Here is a 25,790-nt window from a genome sequence, read left to right as displayed (position 1 = left end):
GATGCACAAACGCAAATCGCGGACGCAAAGAGGCCCCGTTCATCTGAGAAGAGCTAGACGATGCAGGCAGAAGAAGTGAGTCCTCAATCGTCTTTACGGAGCGCGTGCGCTGCCGGATGCAAACCTCCCAAAAGATTTCTGTGTGCGCTCGCAGCATGTGATTGAACGGACCATGGCTGCACGACGCCGAACGCGGCTCGGTGCCGCGCGCGCAGCATCCATCGAACGGTTCCAGCCCGGCTCGCGCAGCCCGTCCGGCGATCCTCTGTACAATTGGCCGATCGTCAACATTGATTTACCTCGACCGAATTCATGGCCATTACCTACAAGACTCCCGACGACATCGCCAAGCTGCGCATTTCCGGCCGCCTCGCGGCCGACGTCCTGGCGATGATCGGCGAGCACGTCAAGGCCGGCGTCTCCACCGACGAGCTCGACGCCCTGTGCAACGATTACATCGTCAACACGCAAAAGTCGATTCCCGCAAACGTTGGCTATCTGGGATTTCCGAAAACCGTCTGCACGTCCGTCAACCAGGTCGTATGCCACGGCATTCCCAACCGCGGCGAAATCCTGAAAGACGGCGACATCATCAATATCGACGTCGCGATCATCAAAGACGGCTATTTTGGCGACACCAGCCGCATGTATTGCGTCGGTCAGCCGAGCACGGTCGCACGCCAACTGATCGACACGACCTATGAAGCGATGCTGGCGGGCATCCGCGAGGTCAGGCCGGGCGCCACGCTGGGCGACGTCGGCTACGCGATCCAGAAAGTCGCGCAGCGCGACGGCTTCTCGATCGTGCGCGAGTACTGCGGGCACGGCATCGGCCGTGTCTACCACGAAGACCCGCAAGTCTTGCACTACGGTCAGCCGGGGCAGGGCGTGCGCCTGAAGCCGGGCATGGTCTTCACGATCGAGCCGATGATCAACGCGGGCCGCGCCAACACCGCAGTGCAACGTGACGGCTGGACGGTGGTCACCAAAGACCGCTCGCTGTCGGCGCAATGGGAGCATATGATTGCCGTGACCGAGGAGGGCTACGAGCTGCTCACGCCATGGCCGGACGGCACCGGCGATTACGAAGCGCCTTGAACACAGTGGCCAGCGCGCCTCACGAACCGGCTTTGCAAGGCGGTGGGCGCGCGAAATGCCGCGCCATGGGTGCGCGGCTCCGGGTCCTCGGGCCTGCGCTACGGTCCGATCCAGCAAATAAGGATTTGACTCGCGCGCCGGTTCGGTTAAAGCTACGCCTTAGGATTTCAAGGGGTTTCCGTCTGCATGAGTCCGTCATTGACCGTTCGCCGCATCGCCGCTGATCAGGGCGCCGTTTTTCGCGAACTCCGTACTGCGTCGCTGCGGGAGGCGCCCTATGCCTTCGGCGAAACGCTAGAGGATGCGTTGTCCGCGGATGCCGCCACGTTCGACGCCACCGCCGCCGAACACGCTGTTTCGTTTATCGCCACCACTTTTATCCTTTATACCGAGGGCCATCCGGCAGGACTGATCGAAGCGTATTTCGACGACACCGCGGCGCGCCGCGCGTTCGTCTGCGAGTTGTGGGTGGCGCCGGCCGTGCGTCATCTGCGCGGCGGCGAATTGCTGGTCGACACCGCCAGCGCCTGGCTCGCCGGCGAAGGCGCCGTCGAAATCTACGCGTGGTTGGCCGACGCCAATCGCAATGCGATGCGCTTTTACGAGGCGCTCGGCTTCGGTCCGACCGGCGAGCATCGGCGCGTCGCGCGCGCACCCGAGCAGGCCGAAAGCCTGCTGGTGCGCCACGTGCCGACCACGTCACAGGTATTTCAGCAGTGATCCCGCGAGCGGCGCGTCAGCCTGCCGCTCACATCCCATCCGCGTCGCTACAGCGCTCATGGCCCAATGACCGGCCGAATCACCGGTCAAGTGACCGGCCTGAGCGCGGCCTGAATGGCCGAGGCGTGGCCACGTCATGGATATTCAGGCCGTGGTGGCGCGTTCTCTCGGCAAAAAAGCTCGCCGCCCGCCTGGACGCCTGTAAAATACGCAAAATTTTTTGCCGAACGCTATGTCGCCCAAGAAATCGCCCTTTTTCGAACTCCGCAGCGGCTCTGTCGACACACTTCTGTTTGTGGTCAAGACAACCGACCTCAACGCGATGCGTGCCGAACTGACCCGGCGCTTCGAGGCGACCCCCGAATTTTTCGCTAACGACGTCGTCGCGATCGACGTGCGCCGTCTCGCCGAGAACGAACGCGTGCCGCTCGCCGACATCGCGCAACTGCTCGACAGCGTGCGCATGCGCCCGGTCGGCATTGTCGCCAACGCGCAGCAGACGTGGGCGGCCGAATCCGCACTGCCGCTGCTCGAAGCGCGCGATCGCCGCGGCGCCACCGCCAAGTCCGCCGACGAAGAGGGCGCCCATGCGGCTGCGTCGGCACCGGCAGCCACCGCCGCGACGGCCACGCCGCCGGCCGATCTGTTCGCAGCCGCTGCCGTCACTGCCGCCGGCGGTCCCCCTGGAAACGGCACACCGGCCAGCGCGGCCGCGGTCGACCCGGCGCCTGCCGCCGAGCCCGTGCGCCTCGCCACGTCGTCGCAAACCATGGTGGTCGACAAGCCGTTGCGCTCGGGCCAGCGCATCTACGCAAAGGGCGATCTGGTCGTGCTCGGTCTCGTGAGCTACGGCGCGGAAGTGATCGCGGAAGGCAACATCCACATTTACGCGCCGCTGCGCGGCCGGGCGTTGGCCGGCGTGCAGGGCAATCACGACGCGCGCATTTTTTGCACGTGTCTCGAACCGGAACTGATCTCGATCGCGGGCATCTACCGTACGACTGAGACCCCGCTGCCGGCCGACGTGCTCGGCAAGCCGGTGCAGATCTGGCTCGAAGAAGAAAAGTTGATGATTGAACCGCTGCGGCTCACGTAATCGACGTGACGCGCGCGCTGCCCTGAACGTACACGGCAAGCGGCGTTCCACGGCAAAGATGGCCGCACATAATTGACGAATTTGACGAACACAAGGTAAGGGTAATGGCAAAAATCATTGTGGTGACTTCGGGCAAGGGTGGTGTGGGCAAGACGACCACGAGCGCGAGTTTTGCATCGGCCCTCGCATTGCGGGGCAGCAAGACCGCCGTGATCGACTTCGACGTCGGCCTGCGTAACCTCGACCTCATCATGGGCTGCGAGCGCCGTGTGGTGTATGACCTGATCAACGTGATTCAGGGCGAAGCCAATCTGAACCAGGCGCTGATCAAGGACAAGAAGTGCGAGAACCTGTTCATCTTGCCGGCGTCGCAGACGCGTGACAAAGACGCACTGACCATGGAAGGCGTCGAGAAGGTCATCAACGACCTGATCGCGATGGACTTCGAATTCATCGTTTGCGATTCGCCGGCGGGTATCGAATCGGGCGCGCTGCTCGCCATGCACTTCGCCGATGAAGCGCTGATCGTGACGAACCCGGAAGTCTCGTCGGTGCGCGACTCGGACCGCATTCTCGGCATCCTGTCGTCGAAGACCAAGCGTGCAATCGAAAGCAAGGAGCCGATCAAGGAACACCTGCTGATCACCCGCTACAACCCGAAGCGCGTGAGCGAAGGCGAAATGCTGTCGCTCACCGACATCCAGGAAATTTTGCGCATCGATCTGATCGGCGTGATTCCGGAATCGGAAGCGGTGCTGCATGCGTCGAACCAGGGTCTGCCGGCGGTGCACCTGGACGGTACGGATGTCGCCGAAGCTTATAAGGATGTCGTGTCGCGGTTCCTCGGCGAGCAGAAATCGCTTCGCTTTACCGATTACCAGAAGCCAGGCCTGTTGCAGCGCCTCTTCGGCACCAAGTAAGGGGAGCGCACGTAATGTCGATTCTTTCGTTTTTGCTGGGCGAGAAGAAAAAGTCCGCTGCGGTAGCGAAGGAACGCTTGCAGTTGATCATCGCGCACGAGCGCGCCGGCGGCCATGCGCCAGCCGATTACCTGCCTGCGTTACAACGCGAACTGGTGGCCGTGATTTCGAAGTACGTGAAAATTTCCGACGATGACATTCGCGTGAGTCTCGAGCGTCAGGATGACCTCGAAGTGCTCGAGGTCAAAATCGAAATACCGCAGGCTGGTTCTGCATGACGTGCTGCGCGTTCTGCTTCGTTTCGTCGATGTGATGTGACGAGGTAGAGCGCGTCAGCGCCGTTCTCCACGGGTTCTTTCTGCTGTTCAATTTGACGCGCGGACGCGAGTTCCACGCGCTGTCTGTCTTGTTGTGCCTTTCTCTCTGCAGCGCGCCGGCGGCTATCGTCTACTAACGTCGTCTATTGGCGCGGGGCGCCTTCGTCAGTGGAAGCATCACCGTTGATCTCGTCGACCACCGCTGGTTCGGCCGCTTCGACTTCGGGGACTTCCGGCGCGGGCGCCGGTTGCGGCAGCGGCGCCATATAGCGCTGCGCCAGCGACTCATACAACGGCGGCGCGAAGAAACGCGCCACACGGCTCGCAATCAACGCGGTGGCCATCAGCGAAATCACCAGCGCGTGGCCGTCGATCATCTCCATCACGATCACGAACGACGTAATCGGCGACTGCGTGACGGCGGCCAGATAGCCGACCATCGCGAGGGCGATCAGCATGGGCAACTGCATCGAACTGAACACCATGTGCAGCAGATTGCCGAAGCCCGCGCCGATCGACAGCGACGGCGCAAAGATGCCGCCCGGAATGCCCGGCAGATACGAGCCGACCATTGAGATCATCTTCAGAAACGGATAGAACACGGAGAGGTGCTCGTGCCCATCGAGCAGTCCGCGCGCTTCCGCATAGCCGCTGCCGAAAGTCGTGCCGCCGGAGATGAGGCCGACCACCGCGATCACGAAACCGCACAGCGCGGCGAACGCGACCGGCCGCTCGCCGTGCAACTGACGCAGCGGCGCCGGAATCCAGCGCGCGGTGTTCAGCAGCAGCCAGCCGAACACGCCGCCCGCAATACCGGTGACGATTGCCGTGAGCACGACGGCCACCGCCAGCAGATCCGGGAAATGCGCGCCGATCTGAATGGTGCCGAAATAGGTGTAGTTGCCGTTCAACGCGAGCGCGATCACACCGGCGATGATGATCGCCGTAATCAGCACACCGCTTGCGCGAGCCTCGAAGCTGCGCGTGAGTTCCTCGATCGCGAACACGATTCCCGCCAACGGCGTATTGAACGCCGCGGACAAACCCGCTGCCGCGCCCGCGAGCACCAGTTGCCGTTCGATCTGCGCGTTCGAACGCGGATACAGCCGCCGCAGATTGAACATCAGCGCCGCGCCGACCTGCACGGTCGGTCCTTCGCGGCCGATCGTGAAGCCGCCGAGAATCGCCAGAAACGACACCGCGATCTTGCCGAACAGAATCCGGAACGACAGCAGCCGCGCGCCGTATTCGCCGGGCTTGGCGTGCAGGGTGGCGATGACTTGCGGAATGCCGCTGCCTTCGGCGCCGCGGAAGAAGGTGCGGGTGAGCCAGACGGCGAGCGCAGCGACCGCGGGCGTGACGATCAGCGGTGCCCACACGTGCTGTTGCTGCATCGTGCGGAATTCGCCGTAACCCCAGTCGATCAGCCTCGCATACAGCACCGCCACCAGGCCGACTGCGATCGCGCCGAGCCAGAAGACGCCGTATTGCCGCCACAGGCGTCTCGCGCGACGCACGATGCTGGAAGAGAGAAGGGGAGATCCGGAGGACATGAGCATGCTGACGCAAAGGGTGAAGTATAAAGCGCGCTGGATCGGTTCAACGGTATGAAAGTATTTTGAAATGCTGTAAAAGGGCTGTCGTAAGTGTGCGATGTAACGCTCTGTATTGATGGCCGCATTCGCGCTTTGCCGCCTTGGGCAAAGATTCTTTCAATCGTCGGCTAAAATGGTTTGACGTTCGAACAACTAATAGGTCCTCAATGAAGCGTGTCCTTATCGTCAAGGTCACTTCACTCGGCGATATCGTGCAGGCGCTGCCGGTCGTCGCCGACATCAAACGCGCGTTTCCCGGCGTGGAAGTGGACTGGGCAGCCGACGAAGCATTCGCCGAAGTGGTGCATTGGAGCGAGAGCGTGGACCGCGTGCTGTCCGCGCCGCTGCGCCGCTTCAAGAAAGCGCGGCATTGGGGCGATTTCAAGGCGATTGCGGCGTCGATCGCCGAATTGCGCGCCTATCGCTACGACTTCATCATCGACATTCACGGCGTCTACAAGAGCGCGATCATTGCGTTTCTGGCGCGGTCGTCAAAGCGTATTGGCTATCAGTCCCAGGATCTGGGAGAGCGGGGCGCCGCATTTGCCTACACCGGGCGTTTCGGGCCGCGTCCGCAGTGCAATGCATGGCATGGCATGCGCATCAGTGCCGGCGAGGCGCTGGGTTATGAGGTCGAAGGCCCAGCTGTCTACAATCTGCGCCTGCCCGACCCAGCTGCTGCTCCGTTCGCTGCAGACAGCGCGCCGGTCGCGGCGCTGTTTCACGCCACCTCCAAAGACGACAAGAAGTGGCCGGTGCCCCATTGGATCACGGTCGGTCGCGAGTTGGCGCAGCGCGGTTTTCGCGTGGTGTTGCCGTGGGGCTCGGAAGGCGAGCGAGCCGAGGCGGAGCAGATTGCGTCTGAGGTGCCGGGCGCGACCGTGCTGCCCAGGCTGAGCGTGACCGAAATCGCGCAGATGATCGACGCGTGCGCGCTAGTAGTCGGCACCGATACCGGCTTCGTTCATCTGGCGCATGCATTGCAGAAGCGCACGGTCATGATTTTCGTGGCCACTTCGCCGTCGCATTGCGGCATCGAGGCGCCGTTCCGCTCCATTTCGATCGGCGACGGTCATTCGGTACCGTCGATCGCCGAGGCACTCGAGGCAATCGCCTACGTGAATACGGAGCCACGCATCGACGCCACGCAACACGGATCGGCCGCCGCCTGAGCGCAGCTTCGTTGCGCTTTCGCGCAACCGTTTGGCGAAAAGAAAAGAGGCGTGACGCGCAGTCGCCCAATCAAACAAGCGCTGCCACGGAACGCCTCGAAAAACGCCCGTGTCGGGGAACTACGGGCGGAGAGGAATCGCTGCAATGAACAAACTGACTCAAGCGCCGAGCGGCCACATCGAGTGACGCGCCTGGTTCTAAAGAGACCGCCGGCCGGCGGTCGAGTTCAATGGTCTCTGCATCAACGCATGCCGCGCGCGTGCCGGCGGATTCGTGTGCCGCTCATCGGCGTCCCGCAGCTTGTCGCTCATCGCATGCATGCGCGTTCTCTGCGTTCAGATAAGCGTCGCGCATTACACGCCTGTTAAATCTGTCGCTTTTCGTTGAGTGCCTACTTGGCTACACGAGATCTCTTTTGCGTGGTTGCCGGCTCATTTATCGCGCAGGAAACGCGAACGCAATACTCACAGTCGCTCACAGTCATCGCGTTTGTCCGCGCATCCGCCACGGGCAGGGCTTGTGCGGCGCGCACATGTTCAAAGCAGTATAGGCGGTGTTTTCGTCTGAAGTGAATCTCTTGTCACCCTCGTCGCGCGAAGCCGGTTTCGGACTGCGCGACGTGTAACACATCGGTGATCTTCCCTTACAAATAGCAACGTTCGCGCGAGGCGGGGTCGTGTTCAATCGAGTCATTCGGGGTTTCGGCTCGAATGAATCTGACTCGAAGGAGAACAATATGAAACGCTTAATCCTGACTCTCGTCGCAGGCACGCTGCTCGCAACGGCGCTTGGAGGTTGCATCGTTGCACCGGCGCCTGGCTATTACTACGGCGGCGGTGGTTATTACCATCACGGTGGCTACTACTACCGCTAATGGCTTGCGGCGCCCATCCGGGCGCCGCCGCTTCCGAACGCTCAGGCGAGCAGCATTTCGAAAGCGATCACCGCGGTGATCGCAGCCGCGTTCGCGGCCAGCGCTTCCACGACAATGCCCTTCCACGTCGCGGGACGAAAACGCAAGGCCAGCAGCAGCGAACACAGCAACGCCAGTGCGATGATCATCACGATGTCCGCGTTGTGGAGATGAATGTTCATCAAAGCCTCCCTGCTCGCCATAGGGTTATTGGATTCGAGTATAGGCAAGTCAAAAAGACGCGCAAGGCAGGGATTTACCAGCACAGTGTGCAAAACGGGGGAGAAAGGCGGGACGACCGCCGATGCGGCCGCAGCGCGCGTCAAGGCGCGCCTGGCGGCATCGGGGTAAAGAAGCAATCAGACCATCAACGCAGCGCGCCCCTTTACATCAAGCGCGCATCGCGCGTTTCGCGCATGCACAGCACGCCGATCATGCTGACGGCCGCAGCGATCGACACATACGCGCCCACCCACGGCAACCCGCCGTGCGCGGCCAGCACCTGCGCGATATACGGCGCGACAGACGCACCGAGAATCCCGCCGAGGTTGTACGACACGCCTGCACCGGTATAGCGCACGTTGGTCGGAAAGAGTTCCGGCAGCAGCGCACCCATCGGGGCGAAGGTCACCCCCATCAGGAACAGTTCGATCACGAGGAACAGCAGCACCTGTGGCGTCTGTCCGCTGCCGAGCAACGGCGCCATCGTGAAGCCCGACAGGATCGCCGCGATGATGCCGACGATCAGCACCGGCTTGCGCCCATAACGGTCGCTCGCCCAGGCCGACAGCGGCGTGGCGAGCGCCATGAACACGACCGCGATGCACAGCATGCCGAGGAAAGTGGGCCGCGGAATATGCAGCACCGACACGCCGTACGACAGCGAAAACGTCGTGGCGTTATAGAACAGCGTGTAGCAGACCACCATTGCCAGCGCGCCGAGGAGGGTCGGCAGCCAATGCTGCGAGAGCAGCGTGGCGATCGGCACCTTCACACGCTCCTTGCGTTCGATCGCTGCCTGGAAGGCCGGCGTCTCGGCGATTTTCAGGCGCACATACAAGCCGAGCGCGACCAGCACCGCGCTGACGAGGAACGGCACGCGCCAGCCCCAGCTGCGGAATTGTTCGTCGCTCAAAGACAGCGCCAAAGCGAAGAACAGACCGTTGGAGGCGAGAAACCCGATCGACGGCCCCAGTTGCGGGAACATCCCGAACCAGCCGCGTTTTCCGGCCGGCGCGTTCTCGGTGGCGAGCAGCGCCGCGCCGCCCCATTCGCCGCCGAGGCCAATACCCTGACCGAAGCGCAGCACGCACAACAGGATCGGCGCAAGGCTGCCGATCGAGTCGTAGCCGGGCACGAAACCGATCAACGTGGTCGACACACCCATCACCAGCAGCGAAGCGACCAGCGTCGACTTACGGCCGATCCGGTCGCCGAAGTGACCGAACAGGAACGAGCCGATCGGCCGCGCGACGAACGCGATGCCGAACGTGACGAAAGCCGATAAAGCCTGGGCGGTCGCCGAGCCGTGCGGGAAAAACACCGGTCCGATGACGAGCGCCGCGGCGGTCGCATAGACGTAGAAATCGTAGAACTCGATCGCGGTGCCGATAAAGCTCGCGAAGATGATCCGCGCGCTGCTGTTCTGCCCGGCCGCATTGGGCTGGGCCGCGGAAATCGGCGAAGTGGACATGCAGGGTCTCCTATGTCGTGATGCCGTTGGGCGCCGTGATTGTATGCGGGCGGCGCATGGTCAGGCGGCGTCATTGTTTAGATTCGTGCGCTTCGGCGCGTCTCGCGGGTGGTGAAAGCCATGCTCGGCGCGGGCGACGAAGCGACAGCTTACAACGGCAGCCGGCAGACGTCAGCGGTCGCACGAGATTTTAGCGCTGCATTGAAGCCGCGATGCCGCCGCTTCCGCTGCGTTTAGAAGCGTTCGGAAACCGCTTCGGCGTCGCGTTCAGTCGATGGTTTGTGCTTGCGGCGAGGCGAACTCGCGCAACTGGAATTTGCCGTTGTCGTTGAACAGCCAGTCTTCGAATAATTCGACCTGGCCACGGCCGTTCAACAATTTGCCGGGCGGCTGCGGCAATGGCGAAGCGCGTCGCAAGGTGGCAAGCGCGGTGCTTTCGGCTTCGTCGTCGCCATTGGTGCGATAGACCGACGACTCCAGCACCCGGCCCTCGCGATCCACCGTGAACGACACCACCACCAGTGAGCGCAGCATCGCTTGCGGCGTGCCGCGCAATACATAGGAAGGGTTGCGTTCGATGATGCGTTTGGCGACCGCGCTGCGGTACTGATCGAGCGTCGCACTGTTGACGGCCGCCGCCGGCGTGACGATCAGCGGGCGTTGCGGCGGCGTGATGGTGCAGCTTGCCATGGCAGCGAGCGTCAGAATCGAAGCGGCCGTCAACGCCGCTGTCAATGCCGACGCCGCGTTTTGCGCATGCGATAGAGACGCGCTCACGCGTGAGGCGAAGCGTCCGATCAAGCGGCGAAGGTGGTGCGTGCGGATGAGCATCGTCGTGGAAAGCACCGGGACGGGTCTAACTCGATGGTAGTCAAAAAGCGCCAGGTTTCAATTGTCGTTCACCCTGTATGGCAATCCCAGGCCACGTGGCCCAGTTCGCTCGCACGCCATGCCCAGCGATCTTTCCATTGCCTTTCTGCCGCATGCATGAGCGGCTTCAGTCTGATGCGATCCACCTGACATAAGCCGGGTTTAAACAAATGTCCTCACGCTAGTCCGCACATAACAGGAGTTCTAAGAGTTTTCCTATGGTGACTCGATCCTCACGTCAATAGCGTGTTTGACCGGACCATCGGGCGAAGCGCCGCAGCGCGGTCATGAGCCGCGCGCGGCCGGCGCTACGCGAGCCGATCGGACCTGTCCATCCCGACAACGAGGTATCGTTTGGAACACTCTTCATTTGCGTTGACGCGCACGCAATCCCGCACGCTGGCGCACGCCGCCGGTCCCAATCTCTGCGCCGTCTACCGGATCGACGGCCGTCCCGACGTCGCACGTCTGACCGCCGCCGTGGCGCAACTTGTCGTGTATTGCCGGCCTCTCGCCTACCGCCTCGTCGAAACCGAGCAGGGCCTGCGCTGGGCCATTCGCCGCGAGGTGTGCGCGGAACTGAACGTCATCGATCTCGACAGTCGCGATGCGCGCGACGAAGCCGCCGCGCTGTCGCTGATCGACGGCTTATGCGCGCGGGCCTTTCGCATGGATGCCGGACTGCCGTGGGCGTTTACGCTGCTGCGCGACGGTGAGCGAAGTTATCTCGTGTTCGCCTGTGATGCCGCCTTGCTCGACCGCTTTTCGCTGAAGCCGTTGTTCAACGCGCTTTCGTGGTTCTATTGCGGCGAGGCGCCTGGCGCGCCGCTCGACATCGATCAGCAAGGCCTGCTCGACGCCGAGCGCGAACTGCTTGCGAGCGACCGTTGGCAGACCGACCTCGATTTCTGGATCGGCCAGGTGGGCGATGCCTCGTTCGAATGGCATCCGCCGCGCCGGCAGAACGCGCGTGCCGACAGCAGCTTCACCGTGCGCCTCGATGCGCAAACCGGCGCTGCATTGCGCAGCCAGGCAAAAGCACTCGGCATCGCGCCGGATGTACTGATCAAGTTGTGCGTTCACGTGCTGCTGCACCGCATGACCGGCAGCCGCGCGGTGCTCACCGCGCATCACCAGCGCGGCCGCGGTCCGCGCGACGAGACGATTGGTTTCGACGAACGGCGGCGCTTGCTGAAAACCGACCTCGACGACACGATGACGCTGCGGCAGTTTCTGCGGCACGCGGCGGCGCGCGCGGAGATGGCGGATTTTCATGCCGAGCTGCCGGCCTTCGAAGTGCTGCACGATATCGAGCGGCGCGAGCCGGGTTTCGTGCGTGCGACCAATGTGGTGTGCGAGACCGACAGCTTGCCCTATGACGCGCTTACGCTCGACGCGCTGCCTGTGGTCTTGCTGGCACCGTATTCGCGCCGTTTCGCACATGAGGAGATTGGCGTCTATCTCGATGTGCGCGCACGGATCGCGTTGCATGTGCATAGCCGGCATCCGCAGGAGCTCGACGGCTTGCGCCTCGCCTTCGAGCATTTGACGGCGTTGCTGGCGCGCGTCGGCGAGCGTCTCGAGCAGAAGCTCGATGCGATCGATCTCTATACACCGGCTTTGCGGCAACGTTGCGCGCAATGGTCCGATGGCGGCCCGCTCGCGGCGCCCGCGCGCGACGTGCTCGATCTGTTCGCTCAGGCAGCGTTGGAACATGCAGGGCGTCCGGCGCTCAGCGGCCCGGACGCCGTCTTCACTTACGCGCAACTGGCGCTGGCCGCTCAGCGCGTGGGCGCGGCACTCGCCATGCGCGTTCCAGCGGCGCCCGATCCAGCCGCACCCGCTCCAGCCGCGCCGGATGGGCGGGACACGCTGGTCGGCATTTGCGTCTCGCGCGGCGCGCGTATCGTGCCGGCAATGCTCGGCGTGCTTGCCAGCGGCGCGGGCTATCTACCGCTCGATCCGCAGATGCCCGATGAGCGTTTGCGCTACATCGTCGAGGATGCGCAACTGCAAGCGGTGATTGTCGATGCGGCGACGCACGCGCGCCTGAGCGGGCTGGTCGATTGCGCACTGTATCGGCTCGACGATCTGTTGGACGCCCCGGTGGCCGAGGCAGACGCTTCACGATTCGCTTCACGACTCGCACGATCTGCGCCGGCCGATCCGCAACGCGCCGCCTACGTGATCTACACCTCCGGAACGACGGGCAAACCCAAAGGCGTTGTCATCGAGCGCGGCATGCTGGCGCATTTCATCGCCTCGCTGACGGGCCGTTACCGGCGTGATGAAAGCACCCGCTGGCTGCAGTTCGCATCCGTCAATTTCGACGCCAGCGTGCTGGAGATTTTTAATCCGCTGACGCATGGCGGCCACCTGATCGTCGCACCCGAAGCGGTGCGCACCGATGCCGAAGCGCTGTCCGGCTTCCTCGACGCCGAGCGCATCACGCATGCATTCCTGCCGCCGGCGATTCTCAAGCTGCTGCCGCGCCGCGCGCTGCCGCACCTGGACACGATCTTGTGCGGCGGCGAAGCGAGCGACGACGAGACGATCCGTTTCTGGTCCGGCGTACTACGCCTGTCGAACATCTACGGGCCGACGGAAGCCACCGTGATGGCGACCGACAACACCTTTGACGGCGACAAACCGGCCAATCAACTCGGCCACCCGCTCCCCGGCTATCAGATCCACTTGCTCGATGAGGAAGGCGAAGCGGTGCCGCTCGGCGCTATCGGCGAGATCTGCATCGGCGGGGCAGCGGTGTCGCGCGGCTATCTGCTGCGGCCCGAGTTGACCGGACAGAAGTTCCGCGGCAATCCATTCGGCCCGGGCCGTCTTTACCGTTCCGGCGACCTCGGCCGCTTCCAGCCGGACGGCGCGATCGAGTTTCTCGGTCGTAGCGATTTTCAGGTGAAGATTCGTGGCTATCGGATCGAACTCGGCGAGATCGAGGCCAGCATCGTCGAGCAGCCGGAGGTGCGCAGCGCGTATGTTGGCACGTGCGAGCGGCAAGGTGGCACGGCGCTGGTGGCCTGGTATGTCGGGGCAGCGCTGGAGCCGGCCGTGCTGCGGCATCGCCTTGCGCAACGTCTCGCGCATTACATGGTGCCGGCATTCCTGCTGCCGATCGAGGCGCTGCCCCTGACGCTGAACGGCAAGATCGACCGCGCCAGATTGCCGGCGCCGCAAGCCGGTCCGGCCGACGCCGCGAACCGCGCGTTCGATGCCTTCGAACAGGCAGTGCAAGGCATCTGGTCGGAGGTCCTGGGTGTGCCGCTCGAAAGCGTCGGCGAGCACAGCCATTTCTTCCAGTTGGGTGGCCACTCGTTACTCGCCACGCTCGTGTGCAATCGCGTCAGTTTGAGCTTGCACGCGCCGGTCAAACTGAAGACGCTGTTCGAGCATCCCCAGTTCGATGCGTTCTGCGCGCGGGCGCGCCAAGGTGTCGAACAAGGCGCCTTGCTGCCGCCGCTCGTCGCGCAGCCAGGCGAACCCATGCCCGTGCCGGTGACAAGCCGGCTCGTGCGGATGATGCACACCCGCACGCTCAGCAAGCCGGACGATAACGCCTACAACATCGTGATGCGGGTGGACTTCGGCGGCGCGGCGAATCCGCTGCGGTTGCACCAGGCATTCGTCGCCGTGCTGACGCACAACCCGATCTTCAACATGAACTTCGCCGAGCGCGACGGACAATTGTGGATGCTGCCCGGCACTGCAGCGGTATCGCCGCATGGGCTAATTCCGCTGGAAAGCTGCGCTGCCTCTGCGATCGATGCCCGTATCGATGCCATGCGCGCGCTGAGCTTACCGCTTGACTGCGCGCCGCCGTGGCGGGCACAACTGCTGATGTGCCCGCTAGAGAACCGCACCAGCTTGCTGCTCGCCATTCATCACGCGATTTTCGACGGCTGGTCGTTCAAGCTGCTGCTGGATGAACTGACGTCGCGCTACGAAGGCAAGCCGGTTTCAGGGCAACCGCTCTCGTGGTTCGACTACGGCCATTGGGCGCCGCAACTCGCGGCATCGCCACGCTTTGCCGCCGCACGTGACTACTGGAAGCGCAAACTCGACGCTGTCGCCTTGCGTACCGAACTGCCGTTCGACGCGCTGCAACGCGAGCCCAACGCGAACCGCGCGTTGAAGCTGCATGTGCGGCCCGACCAGATGCGGCGCTTGAGGCTGATAGCCGAGGCGCACGATATGACGTTGCCGCCCGTGGTGTTCGCGTTGTACCTCGTCTGGCTGTGGCGCGTGAGCGGTCAGCAGCAACTGGCTTGCGCTTATCCGTATGCGGGCCGCGACGTGCCGGGCAGCGAGGGCATCTACGGTATGTTCGTCTCGATGGCGGTGCTGGTGCAGCACATCGACACGCGGCAGGGTTTCGGCGAACTGGCGCGAGCTGTGCAGCGTCAGATGCTCGACGACCGCGATCATCTGCTCGCCACGCCTTACGACACCGATAACGCCCAGCTCGGCGCGCTGAACACGATTTTCAGTTTGCAGAACGGTATCGAACTGAATGGCCGCGTCGGCGAGGCGTCTTATCACGCCGAGGAATACCCTTCGCTGACGTCGAAGGCGGATCTGTCGGCGGTCTTCTATCCGCGGCCGGACGGCGGACTGGACGGGCGCTTCGAATACGACAGCTCGGTGCTGCATGCGGCCTCGGTCGAGCAAATGGCCGAGGTGTTCATGACGCTGTGCGACGCCGCGGGTCAGCAGCCGGACGCGCTGGTCGGCGAGCTCAACTATTTGAGCGACGGGCAACACGCACAGTGTTTGGGCTTCGCTTGCGGCGAGCCGCTGCCAGACGCACCCCAGTCGATTCCCGAGCGTTTCGCCGAGGTGATCGCAGCGAACGCAGCGCGCGTTGCGGTGCGCTGCGGCGCAGAGCAGCTCAGTTATGGCGAACTCGACGCGCTTAGCGATGCCATCGCCAACGGCCTGACTGCCTGCATGCCGGGCGGCGCGCGCATCGGTTTGAGCATGCAGAAGAGCGTCTTGCTAGTGGCGAGCGTGCTGGGCGTGCTCAAGGCGGGGTGCGCGTATGTGCCGCTCGATCCCGCGTATCCCGCCGAGCGCTTACGCTATTTCGTCGAGAATTGTTCGGTCGATACGGTGCTCGCCGATGAAACGAGCCGCCGCGCGCTGGGGGCCGCCGGTCTCGGCGAATTGCGCATGCTCGACCCGGCGCAGGTGGCGAAGGGGCAGCCAAAAGCCTTGACCCAGGAGGAGAGGGATACGCAAGCGGGCGCGGACGTTCAGGCGAACACGGACCCGCGGGCGGACGCGCAGAAGCAGGCGATGCAGCCGCGCCGGCCGTGCACCGTCGGCCCGGAGGCGCTCGCCTATGTGATCCACACCTCGGGCTCGACCGGTAAGCCGAAGGGCGTGCTGGTCGAACACCATAGCGTCGTCCGAATGGTGGCTGGCGCAAGCCGCGCGCTTAACTATGCGCCGGGCAGCATCAGCACGCTTGCGGCGTCCACCAACTTCGACGCCAGCGTGCTCGATCTGTTTCTCGCGCTGCTGCACGGCGGCACCCTGATCGTGCTGCCGGAGGAGGCGCGCCGCGATCCGCGGCGGCTGCACAGCTTGCTGAAGGCGGAGCGTGTCACGCATGCGTCGCTTGCGCCGGTGGTGGTGCAGAGCTTGCCGCGCGAGCCGCTGCCCGACTTGCAGTTGCTCGGCTTCGGCGGCGATACGCTTGACGAGCCGAGCGCCGCCTGGTGGAGCGAACACACGCGCCTCTTCAGCCTGTACGGCCCCACCGAAATCACGGTGATGGCCTCGTGCGGGCAAGTGCTGCCGGGCGGCCCGAGCCGCATCATCGGCAAGCCGCTGCCGGGTTACCGGCTCTATCTGCTCAATGCGCAGCGGCAATTGGCGCCACCGGGGACGGTCGGCGAAATCTATATCGGCGGCGAGAATCTGGCGCGGGGCTACATCAATCAGTCGGCCATGACGATGGAGCGTTTCGTGGTCGATCCGTTTCGCGACGCGCCGTACGCCCTGATGTATCGCACCGGGGACCTCGGCCGCTTTCTTGCTGACGGTACGATCGAATATTTCGGCCGCAACGACGCGCAGATCAAGCTGCGCGGTTTTCGCATCGAGCTCGGCGAAATCGAGAATTGCATCGCGGCCGCGCCGGGTGTCGCGCATGCTGCTTGCGCGGTGTGGGGCGAGGGCGAGGCGCGCTATCTGGCCGCGTATTACGTTGCCGCGCCGGGTGAAGAAGGCACTGCGCCCGATGAGGACACGTTGCGTCGTCATGTGGGCGAGGTGCTCCCCGACTACATGGTGCCGGCGTGTTTTATCCGGCTGGACGCGCTACCGGCATCGCCGAACGGCAAACACGATCGCAAGGCCTTGCCTGCGCCATCACGCATAAGCGGTACACCGCCGCGCGAAGGCGTCGAGCAAGGCATCGCTAAAATCTGGCAGACGCTGCTGCGTATCACCGGTATCGGCCGCGACGACAGTTTCTTCCGGCTCGGCGGCAACTCCATTCTGGCGGTGCGGATGCAGGGGCAATTGCGCGATGCGCTCGCTATCGAGTTTCCGATGGCTGCGTTTTACCGCTCGCCGACCATCGCCACGCTCGCGAACGGCGGTCATGAGGACATGATCGAACGCGCGATTGCCGACGCAGCGCAGCCGTTCGTTGTCGAGCATGCCGCGCCCGTTGTTTCTGACGGCGTCGAAGTAACGCCGATTCGCACGATGCTGCTGACCGGCGCGAGCGGCTTCCTCGGCATTTACCTGCTGCACGGGTTGTGCGGGCGGCTCGACAAGGTGCTCTGCCTGCAACGCTGTCCGGACGCCGCGGCAGGGCGCGCCGTGTTGCAGGACAAGGCGCGCGAGGCGGGTCTGGCGACCGACTTCAGCCGCGTCGAAGTCATCCCTGCCGACCTTGCCGCGCCGCAGCTTGGACTCGACACGCCGCGCTGGCGGCAACTCGCCGGCGAGGTCGACGCGATCCTGCATTGCGGCGCGTTCGTTCATCACCTGCATAGCTATGAAGAGATGAAGGGGGCGAATGTCGGCGGCACCGAGGCTTTGCTGCGGCTCGCGCTGACGCAGCGGCGAAAGCCGTTCTGCTTCGTCTCGACGCTGTCGGTCGGCGAGATGCTGGCGGGTGCCCGGCACATCGACGAGCAGGTCAATGACGCCCGTCCACTGCTGGACAACGGCTATCTGCTGACGAAGTGGGTAGGTGAGCAGCGGGTTGCGGAGTGCGCGCGTCGCTTCGGTTTGCCGGCGGTGATCGCGCGGCCGGGCAATATCACCGGCGATAGCCGTACCGGCTTCAGCAACTTCGCGCACAACCATTTCTGGCTGTTCAACAAGGGGTGCTTGCAGTTGGGCGCCTATCCACGGACGGCGCAAGAAGTGGAAATGATGCCGGTCGATCTGCTTGCCGGCGCGGTGACAGCGATGGCACTGCATCCGCATGCCGGCTTACGGGTGGCGAACCTGAACAATCCGCTCGCGCTCAGCCAGCGGCAGTGGTTCGCGGCGCTGGCCGCTTGTGGTTTGCGCGCCGAGCCGCAGGCGGCGGCCGACTGGCAACGGCGGCTGGCGGATCTCGACGCGTCGAATGGGCTGGCGCTGATTCGCGACTTTTATACCGGCGATCTGTCCGCTGCGCCCTTGCCGGTTGAACAGATCGGCACGCTGACGGAGTTGGCGCGGCACGGTGTGGATCTGACGGTCGACTACGGCGCGCTGATCAGGCTCTATGTGGGGTATCTGCGCGAGGCGGGTTTTCTTCACTCATTGCTGGAGACGGCAGTGCCCTGAAGCGCCGTGAAGGGCGCGCAAGCGACGGGCGGTGCATCCGCCCGTTTCAGCTTGCACACCGAACCCATGCGTGCTTTGTAATAGGCTGAAATATGAGCTGTTTTCTCTTCGGCCAAAACACGCCTACACTTCGCTGGCCTCTTTCGAGAGGCATCGGTGGAAGTCTTTCATTTAGCCCGCTTCGCGCGGGCTTTCTTTTATGCGCGACGCTTTGCGCCATCCATCGATCCATCCAGCCAGCCATCCAGCCGCGAAAACGAAAAAGGCGAACCCGTCGATGAGTTCGCCTTTGTTTGTGTGCTTCGTTTAGTGCCCGCAGTGACGCCCGAGGTAATGTGGCTGAGCCACACGATGCACGCACCGGGCGTTACCGGACGCGCTAACGCGCGCCAGGCCGTACCTTACTTCAACGCTTCCCGCGCGGCCTTGACCGCCGCGAGCACCTGCTCGGGCGCTGTGCCGCCCGGATGGTTACGGCTTGCCACCGAACCTTCGAGCGTCAGATACGAGAACACGTCTTCGCCGATCAGGTGCGCGACGTTCGGCAGTTCCTTGCGCATTTCCTCGAGCGTCAGGTCCGCCAGGTCGCAGCCGCGATCCGCGCACACGCGAACCGCGAGCGCCACCGCTTCGTGCGCGTCGCGGAACGGCAGGCCGCGCTTGACCAGGTAGTCGGCGAGGTCGGTTGCCGTGGAGAAGCCTTGCAACGCGGCGTCGCGCATGGCTTGCGGCTTCACCGAAATACCGGCGACCATTTCAGCGAAGATGCGCAGCGTGTCCGCGACCGTATCGACAGTGTCGAACAGCGGCTCCTTATCTTCCTGATTGTCCTTGTTGTACGCGAGCGGCTGGCCCTTCATCAACGTGAGCAGCGCGATCAGATGGCCGTTCACGCGGCCCGTCTTGCCGCGCGCGAGCTCGGGCACGTCCGGGTTCTTCTTCTGCGGCATGATCGACGAACCGGTGCAGAAACGGTCGGCCAGATCGATGAAGCCGACGCGCGGGCTCATCCACAGCACGAGTTCTTCGGAGAAGCGCGACACGTGCGTCATGATCAGCGCCGACGCTGCCGTGAATTCGATCGCGAAGTCACGATCGGACACCGCGTCCAGCGAGTTGGCGCAGATGCCGTCGAAGCCGAGCGTCTTCGCCACCGCATGACGGTCGATCGGATAGCTGGTGCCGGCCAAAGCGGCTGCGCCCAGCGGCAGGCGGTTCACACGCTTGCGGCAATCGGCCATGCGTTCGGCGTCGCGCGAGAACATTTCGACGTAAGCCATCAGGTGATGACCGAACGTGACCGGCTGGGCGACTTGCAGGTGCGTGAAGCCCGGCATGATGGTCGACGCGTTTGTCTCCGCCATGTCGAGCAGGGCCGTGCGCAATTCCGTCAGCAGCCCGCCGATGCGGTCGATTTCGCCGCGCAGCCACAGGCGGATATCCGTCGCCACCTGGTCGTTACGCGAGCGGCCGGTGTGCAGGCGCTTGCCGGCGTCGCCGATCAGCGCGGTCAGGCGCGCTTCGATGTTCAGGTGGACGTCTTCCAGATCGAGTTGCCACTCGAATTCGCCTCGCTCGATTTCACCCTTGATCTGCGCCATGCCGCGCTGGATCGCGGCGAGGTCGTCGGCGGCGATGATCTTCTGCGCGGCCAGCATCGAGGCGTGCGCGAGCGACCCTTCGATATCGACGAGCGCCAGACGCTTGTCGAAGAAAACCGACGACGTGTAGCGTTTGACGAGCTCCGACATCGGCTCCGAGAAGCGAGCCGACCAGGCTTCGCCTTTTTTGTGCAGTTGGGACGTCATGGTGTTGGGCAGTTAAGCGGCAGTTGAGCGAGCGGTGAAAGCGGGACGGCGTGCGCTCGATGCGCTGGGCCGCCATAGCGAGGAAAGACAGGGATTTTAACACTGGCCGGGAGCGCCAAATGAGGCTGCCGGCAGACGGGGGCTTTTTGCGCCCGGCCCCGGATGGCGGGCTGCCGGGCTGCGCTTACTCCCGCACCAGCACCACCAGCTTCAGATCCTCGCGATGCGCGGGCTTGAAGGTAATCTGGTCGTAGACGATCCGGCCCTCGCGCGGATGGTTGAATTCGCGCCGGCCGCCTTCACGCCCGCCGACGTCCTGCGACGCCCAGAAGCGCGCGAATTCGTCGCTGGCGGCGGTCAGTGAGTCGATCAACGCGCGGGTTGGCGCGTCGTTCAGATGGCGAATCGAGTCAGCGCGGAATTCCGCGGCAAGGCGCCGGGCGCGCGTCTCCCAGTCGAAAATCAACTCGCGCGCGGCTGGCTGGGTAAAGGTGTAGCGCAGCAGATTGCGCTCGTGCGTGCCGTCCAGCCAGCCGACGAACAGGTCGGCGGCGCGCGCGTTCCAGGCCAGCGCATTCCACTGCCGGTCGAGCACGTAAGCCGGTGCGTTCACGAGCTGCACGGTTTCAAGCAGCGTGGCGGGCGCGTCGGCGGCGGCTGGATCGGGTTCGGCCGGGTCGCGCTGCGCCGCCAGTTCGAACAGATACGCCCGCTCGGCGCGCGACAGTTGCAGCGCAACGGCGATCCGCGCCAGCGCGTCCGCGGAGGCGGAGACCGGCCGGCCTTGTTCGATCCACGTGTACCAGGTCGGGCTCACGCCGCACAACTGCGCGACTTCCTCGCGCCGCAAGCCTGGCGTCCGGCGGCGCGGGCCGGGCGGCAGGCCGAGCGCTTGCGGCGAGAGCCGTTCACGGTGCGCGCGGATGAACTCGCCGAGTGCGCGGGCGGGCGTGGCGTCGAGCGGTGGCGGGTTGTCGGCGGAGGACGGCGTGGTCATTCTTGTCGGGCAGCGCTTGAAGGGGGTGTCGAGGTGATGACGGGTGGTGTCGGGGTGGTGTCGGGGTGGTGTTATCGATACCAGAATAATTGCTTAACTTGTACTGGTACACGGCGGCCTCTATTGTAGCGGCAGGAACGGCGCAGTGCCCGTCCAGCAGTCCGGGCCCAAGCCCGGCCCAACCCAACAGAGACAAACCGGAGCCCCCCCATGAAGCATCACGACCAGGTCGCCGACGCCTTTGGTTCGACCGCCGCCGCGTATTTGACGAGTCAGACGCATGCCACCGGTGCCGACCTGCAGACGCTGGCCGAGTCGATCGCCGCGACGCCGGGCGCCAAGGTGCTCGACATGGGCTGCGGCGCGGGCCACGCGAGTTTCGCGGTGGCGCCGCACGCACAAGAAGTGGTCGCATACGACATCGCGCCGCAAATGCTGGCAACGGTCGACGGCGCGGCGAAGGATCGCGGCCTGACCAACATCCGCACGCAACAGGGCGCGGCCGAAACGTTGCCGTTCGACGATCACGCGTTCGACTGGATCATCAGCCGCATGAGCGCGCATCACTGGCACGACGTGCCGCTGGCGCTCGCCGAAGTACGGCGCGTGTTGAAGCCGGGCGGCAAAGTGCTGTTCATCGACATCGCCGGTGCGGATCATCCGCTGCTCGACACGCATATTCAGGCCGTCGAAGTATTGCGCGACGGTTCGCACATCCGCGACTACCGCGCCGACGAATGGATTGCGTTTTTCGAAGCGGCCGGCTTCAAGGCATCGATTCGCGAACGTTGGCGCATCGACATCGAATTCACGTCGTGGGTGGCGCGCATGCGCACGCCGGAGCCGCGTGTGGTGGCGATTCGCTCGCTGTGGAGCAACGCGCCCGATGAAGTGCGCCAGTATTTCGACGTGCAGGAAGACGGCTCGTTCAAGCTCGACGCGCTGATGGTCGAGGCGCAGTAAGCCTGTCTGGAAGAGATGCGGGCGCCGACGCGTCGGGCGCCGATGCGTCGGCCGCCCATGCGACCGAACGACACGTGTGCCTCATCCCGGAAAAATTGCCGCGTAAGCGCGTGCTACGCTGCGGATTGCTAAGCAATTCGGAGGTATGCAGATGCAACGGCTGATCTTTCTTGTGGCGTCTACAGTTGCATTGCCGGGCGCTGCGTCGGCGCAGGGCAATCCGGTCTATCACGGCAATCCCTACACGACCTTGCCGCGCGCACTGTCGTCTGATCCGGTCATGCCCGATTCGACCAGTGGGTCGATCGGCATTACCACGCCCGGTTCCAATGTGAACATGTCACAGCAAGCGCGCCGCGACCTTGATGCGCGCGTCCAGTCCGAACGCTCGGAGCGCGACAAGCGTGTTCAGGCATGGCGCGAGCCTCCCCTCAAATTCAACATGCCTGCGCCAGAAATGCCGAAGCCGGGTGCGGCAAACTGATCCGCACCCGGCTTCGTTTTTCAAGCGGTCCCGCAGAGGTTACCGGTTGCGGCGGGTGATGCAAAACACCCGCCTCATCTGGCTCGATCAGCCCGTATTCCGCAAACCCGCCGCGATCCCGTTGATGCTCAGATGAATCCCGCGCCGCACGCGCGCATTGGTATCGCCCGCGCGGTGACGCTTGAGCAACTCCACCTGCAAGTGGTTCAACGGGTCGAGATAGGGGAAGCGGTTCTTGATCGAACGCGCGAGCAGCGGATTCTCCGCGAGCCGCTCGCTCTTGCCGGTGATCTCCGACAACACCTTCGACGTCCGCTCCCATTCCGCGACGATCCGCTCGAACACGTGCTTGCGTAGCTTCTTGTCCGACACGAGCTGTGCGTAGCGCGACGCGACCGCGAGGTCGGTCTTCGCCAGCACCATGTCCATGTTGGAAAGCAGGTTCGAGAAGAACGGCCAGGTCTTGTGCATCTTCTTGAGCAGTGCAAGACGGCGGGTGCGTTCGGCATCGCTCGGCGCGCTGTCCAGATGCGCGGCCACCGCGCTGCCGAAACCGTACCAGCCGGTCAGCAGCAAACGGCATTGACCCCATGAGAAGCCCCACGGAATCGCGCGCAGATCTTCGATCTTGCGTTGCTTCGGGTCCTGCAATTTGCGCGAAGCCGGACGGCTGCCGATGTTCAGTTCGGCGATCTCCGAGATCGGTGTCGACTCGAAGAAATACTCCTTGAACCCAGGCGTTTCGTAGACCAGCGCACGATACGACGCCATCGCCGCGTCGGACAATTGCTGCATCGTCTCTTCGAAGGCGGGCAGTTGCGCGGGCGCATTGCCGTGCGGCAACAACGAGGCTTCCAGCGTGGCGGCCACCACGGTTTCCAGATTGCGCCGGCCGATCTCCGGATTGCCGAACTTGCTGGCGATCACTTCGCCTTGCTCGGTCAAGCGGATCTGGCCGTCGACGGTGCCCGGCGGCTGCGACAGAATGGCCTGATAAGTCGGGCCACCGCCGCGGCCAACCGTGCCTCCGCGTCCATGGAACAGGCGCAGGGTCACGCCGCGTTGATTGAACAGCGACACCAGCGCGAGTTCGGCACGATACAGCTCCCAGTTCGAGGTCAGGAAGCCGCCGTCCTTGTTGCTGTCCGAATAGCCGAGCATCACTTCCTGCTCGTTGCCCTGATGTTCGATCAGCGTGTCGACGCCCGGCAGCGCGATCAGATCGCGCATGATGTGCGGCGCGTTGCGCAGGTCGGGGATCGTCTCGAAGAGCGGAATTACCATCAAGCCCGCTCGTGCCGGATCGTTTGCGTCGCCGAGGCGGCCGTGAAGCAGACCGGTTTCCTTCTGCAGCAACATCACTTCGACCAGATCGCTGACAGTCTCCGTGTGCGAAATGATGTAGTTGCGCACCGCGCGCGCGCCGAACTTCTCGCGCGTGACGCGGGCCTCTTCGAGCACGCCGAGTTCGCTCTTCACGAGATCGGAGTACTCGGCGTACGGCAGACGCAACGCGCGCGGCTGCGCCAGTTCGGCGAGCAACACCTTGAGCTTGTCTTCTTCGGCGAGCGACGCGTAGTCTGCTTCGACGCCTGCGCGTTTCAACAGCTCGGCGATCACCGCTTCATGGATGTCGGAGCTTTGGCGCAAGTCGATACTCGCCAGATGGAAGCCGAACACTTCGGCGGCGCGCGCGAGCGGCGACAGGCGCGGTGCCGCGAGCGGCGCGCCATGATGCTCGGCGAGCGAATCGATCAGCACGTGCAGGTCGCGCACGAATTCGTCGGCGTCGCCGTACGGTTGGGCGCGGATCGGCGCCGCGCCGCGGCCCGCGCTGCGCACCGGCACGCTGCCTTCGCCGAGACGCACGCGCGCACTTGCCGCAAGCCGCGTGTATATGCCGATCAAGGCGCGCCGATACGGCTCGTCGGTACGGTGCGGCGACTGGTCGGGCGAGGCGGCCGCGAGGTCTTTCAACGCGTCGCTTGCGCCGGCCAGCAGGTTCGACACCGACAACTCGGCGCCCAGCTTGTGCACCTGCTCCATGTAGTGTTCGAAGATCACCGCGGCCTGGCGGGTGATCGCGTGCTCGAGCGTTTCGGCCGTGACGTTCGGATTGCCGTCGCGGTCACCGCCGATCCAGCTGCCCATCTGGAAGAACGGCGGCAGACGCGCGGCGATGCCGTGCTCGGCGAGCGCTTCTTCGATATCGGCGTAAAGCGCCGGGATTTCTTCGAGGAAGGTGGCGCGGTAGTACGACAGCGCGTTTTCGATTTCATCGGCGACTGTCAGTCGCGAGTCGCGCAGCATACGCGTTTGCCACAGCGACGTGACACTTGCGCGCAGCATTGCTTCGTTACGCGCGCGTTCGCGGTTGGTCAATTGCTGATCGCGTTCGGCCAGCAGGCGCGCGACGTCGTGCTGCGCGTCGAGAATGCTCTTGCGCTGCACTTCGGTCGGGTGCGCGGTCAGGACCGGCACGATCAGCGCGTCGTTGAAGAACTGCTGCAGGACCGGCGTCGCGGCGGCGCCCGCCTCGACGAGCCGTTCGAGCGCATACGCCATGGTGCCCGGCTGCGAGGTCGAACCGGCCAGCGCGTGAATCCGGTGACGGCGATTGCGGTGGCGGTCTTCAGCGATGTTCGCAAGATGCGAGAAGTAGCTGAACGCGCGCACCACGCTGACCGTTTGCTCGGGGCTCAGCGTGCGCAGTTTCTTCTCGAGCGTTTGCGCGGCGGCACTGTCGTCCTCGCGGCGAAAGCGCACAGCGGTCTGGCGGATCGTCTCCACGACGTCGAACACCGCGTCGCCTTCCTGTTCGCGCAGCACGTCGCCGAGCAGGCGTCCCAGATAACGGATGTCCTGGAACAGCGGGTGGTCCTTGTCCTCACGGGTGCGGCCGCTGCTTTTCGATGCCGGCACGACCGTATCCGGCGAAACGGCTTCCGGCCTGGGCGCCTTCGCGGTTTGCGGCCCGGCGGTTTCGTTCGCGATGACCTTGATCTTCGGGGATTTGGCTTTGGCCGGTTTCACCGCTTGAGCGGCGTTCGCGGCTTGCGCTGCCTTGGATGTCTTGACGGCCTTCGCCGCCTTCACGGGCTTTTCCGTCCTGGCGGGCGCGGAAGCTTTGGCGGATTTGGCGACATTCGCGGCCTGGCTTGCCTTGGCAGCTTTGCCGGCAGGTTTGGCCGGGGTGGACTGGGCAGCCGTTGCGGCGGAGGCAGAAGCGGCGGGCGCCGCGGCGGCGTCGGCCGCTTGAGCGTTGGGCGATGCAGTGTTGCGGCGGGCAGGGCGCGCCGATCCGGAAGACGTCACGATGGGTTTCCTCAGG

17 protein-coding genes are annotated in these 25,790 nt (G+C 64.1%); 10 read left to right on the top strand and 7 right to left on the bottom strand.

What is annotated here, in order from left to right:
- The first annotated feature begins 312 nt into the window (after positions 1-312).
- The 5 genes from map (at position 313) to minE (ending at position 4,112) form a co-directional block, all read left to right on the top strand.
- Positions 313-1,098 (top strand): type I methionyl aminopeptidase, encoded by a 786-nt coding sequence (gene map / locus P0D84_RS15410; protein WP_408337705.1) that lies wholly within the window; start codon positions 313-315, stop codon positions 1,096-1,098.
- Positions 1,099-1,284: 186 nt separating this feature from the next.
- Positions 1,285-1,818 (top strand): GNAT family N-acetyltransferase, encoded by a 534-nt coding sequence (locus tag P0D84_RS15405; RefSeq protein ID WP_408337702.1) that lies wholly within the window; start codon positions 1,285-1,287, stop codon positions 1,816-1,818.
- A gap of 232 nt (positions 1,819-2,050) precedes the next feature.
- On the top strand, positions 2,051-2,914 hold the full coding sequence (minC, locus tag P0D84_RS15400) for a septum site-determining protein MinC (protein ID WP_408337700.1): 864 nt from the start codon (positions 2,051-2,053) through the stop codon (positions 2,912-2,914).
- 104 nt (positions 2,915-3,018) lie between these two features.
- Positions 3,019-3,834, top strand: a complete 816-nt coding sequence (minD, locus tag P0D84_RS15395) for a septum site-determining protein MinD (protein WP_063495093.1) — start codon at positions 3,019-3,021, stop codon at positions 3,832-3,834.
- 14 nt (positions 3,835-3,848) lie between these two features.
- On the top strand, positions 3,849-4,112 hold the full coding sequence (gene minE / locus P0D84_RS15390; RefSeq protein WP_408337698.1) for a cell division topological specificity factor MinE: 264 nt from the start codon (positions 3,849-3,851) through the stop codon (positions 4,110-4,112).
- 182 nt (positions 4,113-4,294) lie between these two features.
- Here the strand turns inward: minE and P0D84_RS15385 are convergent, their stop codons facing one another.
- Entirely contained in the window at positions 4,295-5,704 is a 1,410-nt protein-coding gene (locus P0D84_RS15385; RefSeq protein ID WP_408337696.1) for a chloride channel protein, read from the bottom strand.
- A 209-nt stretch (positions 5,705-5,913) separates the two neighbouring features.
- Between P0D84_RS15385 and waaC the strand changes: the two genes are divergently transcribed.
- Together waaC and P0D84_RS15375 are read left to right on the top strand one after the other, a co-directional pair.
- Positions 5,914-6,918, top strand: a complete 1,005-nt coding sequence (gene waaC, locus P0D84_RS15380; RefSeq protein WP_408337694.1) for a lipopolysaccharide heptosyltransferase I — start codon at positions 5,914-5,916, stop codon at positions 6,916-6,918.
- A 737-nt stretch (positions 6,919-7,655) separates the two neighbouring features.
- Positions 7,656-7,793 carry a hypothetical protein gene (locus P0D84_RS15375; RefSeq protein ID WP_408337692.1) on the top strand — a complete coding sequence of 46 codons (138 nt, stop codon included), beginning with the start codon at positions 7,656-7,658 and terminating at the stop codon, positions 7,791-7,793.
- Between the two features lie 41 nt (positions 7,794-7,834).
- Here the strand turns inward: P0D84_RS15375 and P0D84_RS15370 are convergent, their stop codons facing one another.
- From P0D84_RS15370 to P0D84_RS15360, 3 genes are all read right to left on the bottom strand, one after another.
- Positions 7,835-8,014: a hypothetical protein gene (locus P0D84_RS15370; RefSeq protein ID WP_028196775.1), complete on the bottom strand. Its 180-nt coding sequence runs from the start codon at positions 8,012-8,014 to the stop codon at positions 7,835-7,837.
- Between the two features lie 203 nt (positions 8,015-8,217).
- Positions 8,218-9,525 (bottom strand): MFS transporter, encoded by a 1,308-nt coding sequence (locus tag P0D84_RS15365; protein ID WP_179736840.1) that lies wholly within the window; start codon positions 9,523-9,525, stop codon positions 8,218-8,220.
- 267 nt (positions 9,526-9,792) lie between these two features.
- Entirely contained in the window at positions 9,793-10,215 is a 423-nt protein-coding gene (locus tag P0D84_RS15360) for an energy transducer TonB family protein (protein WP_408339842.1), read from the bottom strand.
- A gap of 534 nt (positions 10,216-10,749) precedes the next feature.
- On the opposite strand from P0D84_RS15360, the gene P0D84_RS15355 reads away from it, so the two are divergent.
- A complete protein-coding gene (locus tag P0D84_RS15355; RefSeq protein ID WP_408337689.1) occupies positions 10,750-18,207 on the top strand; it encodes a non-ribosomal peptide synthetase in 7,458 nt (2,485 codons plus the stop codon).
- Between the two features lie 401 nt (positions 18,208-18,608).
- Here the strand turns inward: P0D84_RS15355 and argH are convergent, their stop codons facing one another.
- Positions 18,609-20,015: an argininosuccinate lyase gene (gene argH / locus P0D84_RS15350; protein WP_408337687.1), complete on the bottom strand. Its 1,407-nt coding sequence runs from the start codon at positions 20,013-20,015 to the stop codon at positions 18,609-18,611.
- A 184-nt stretch (positions 20,016-20,199) separates the two neighbouring features.
- Positions 20,200-21,012 (bottom strand): helix-turn-helix transcriptional regulator, encoded by an 813-nt coding sequence (locus P0D84_RS15345; protein ID WP_408337685.1) that lies wholly within the window; start codon positions 21,010-21,012, stop codon positions 20,200-20,202.
- Between the two features lie 210 nt (positions 21,013-21,222).
- Here P0D84_RS15345 and P0D84_RS15340 point away from each other — a divergent pair, with 210 nt between their 5' ends.
- Entirely contained in the window at positions 21,223-21,975 is a 753-nt protein-coding gene (locus P0D84_RS15340; RefSeq protein ID WP_408337683.1) for a class I SAM-dependent methyltransferase, read from the top strand.
- A gap of 151 nt (positions 21,976-22,126) precedes the next feature.
- Positions 22,127-22,459 (top strand): hypothetical protein, encoded by a 333-nt coding sequence (locus P0D84_RS15335; RefSeq protein WP_408337681.1) that lies wholly within the window; start codon positions 22,127-22,129, stop codon positions 22,457-22,459.
- An 87-nt stretch (positions 22,460-22,546) separates the two neighbouring features.
- On the opposite strand, the gene ppc is transcribed toward P0D84_RS15335, so the two are convergent.
- The gene (gene ppc, locus P0D84_RS15330) at positions 22,547-25,774 is read right to left on the bottom strand and encodes a phosphoenolpyruvate carboxylase (protein ID WP_408337679.1); all 3,228 of its coding nucleotides are present in this window, start codon (positions 25,772-25,774) and stop codon (positions 22,547-22,549) included.
- Between the last annotated feature and the right edge of the window lie 16 nt (positions 25,775-25,790).

It is taken from the genome of Paraburkholderia sp. RL17-337-BIB-A (genome assembly GCF_046025895.1).
In the GTDB taxonomy this organism is placed as follows: Bacteria; Pseudomonadota; Gammaproteobacteria; order Burkholderiales; family Burkholderiaceae; genus Paraburkholderia; species Paraburkholderia fungorum_C.
This window is presented reverse-complemented; position numbering and strand designations above follow the sequence as displayed.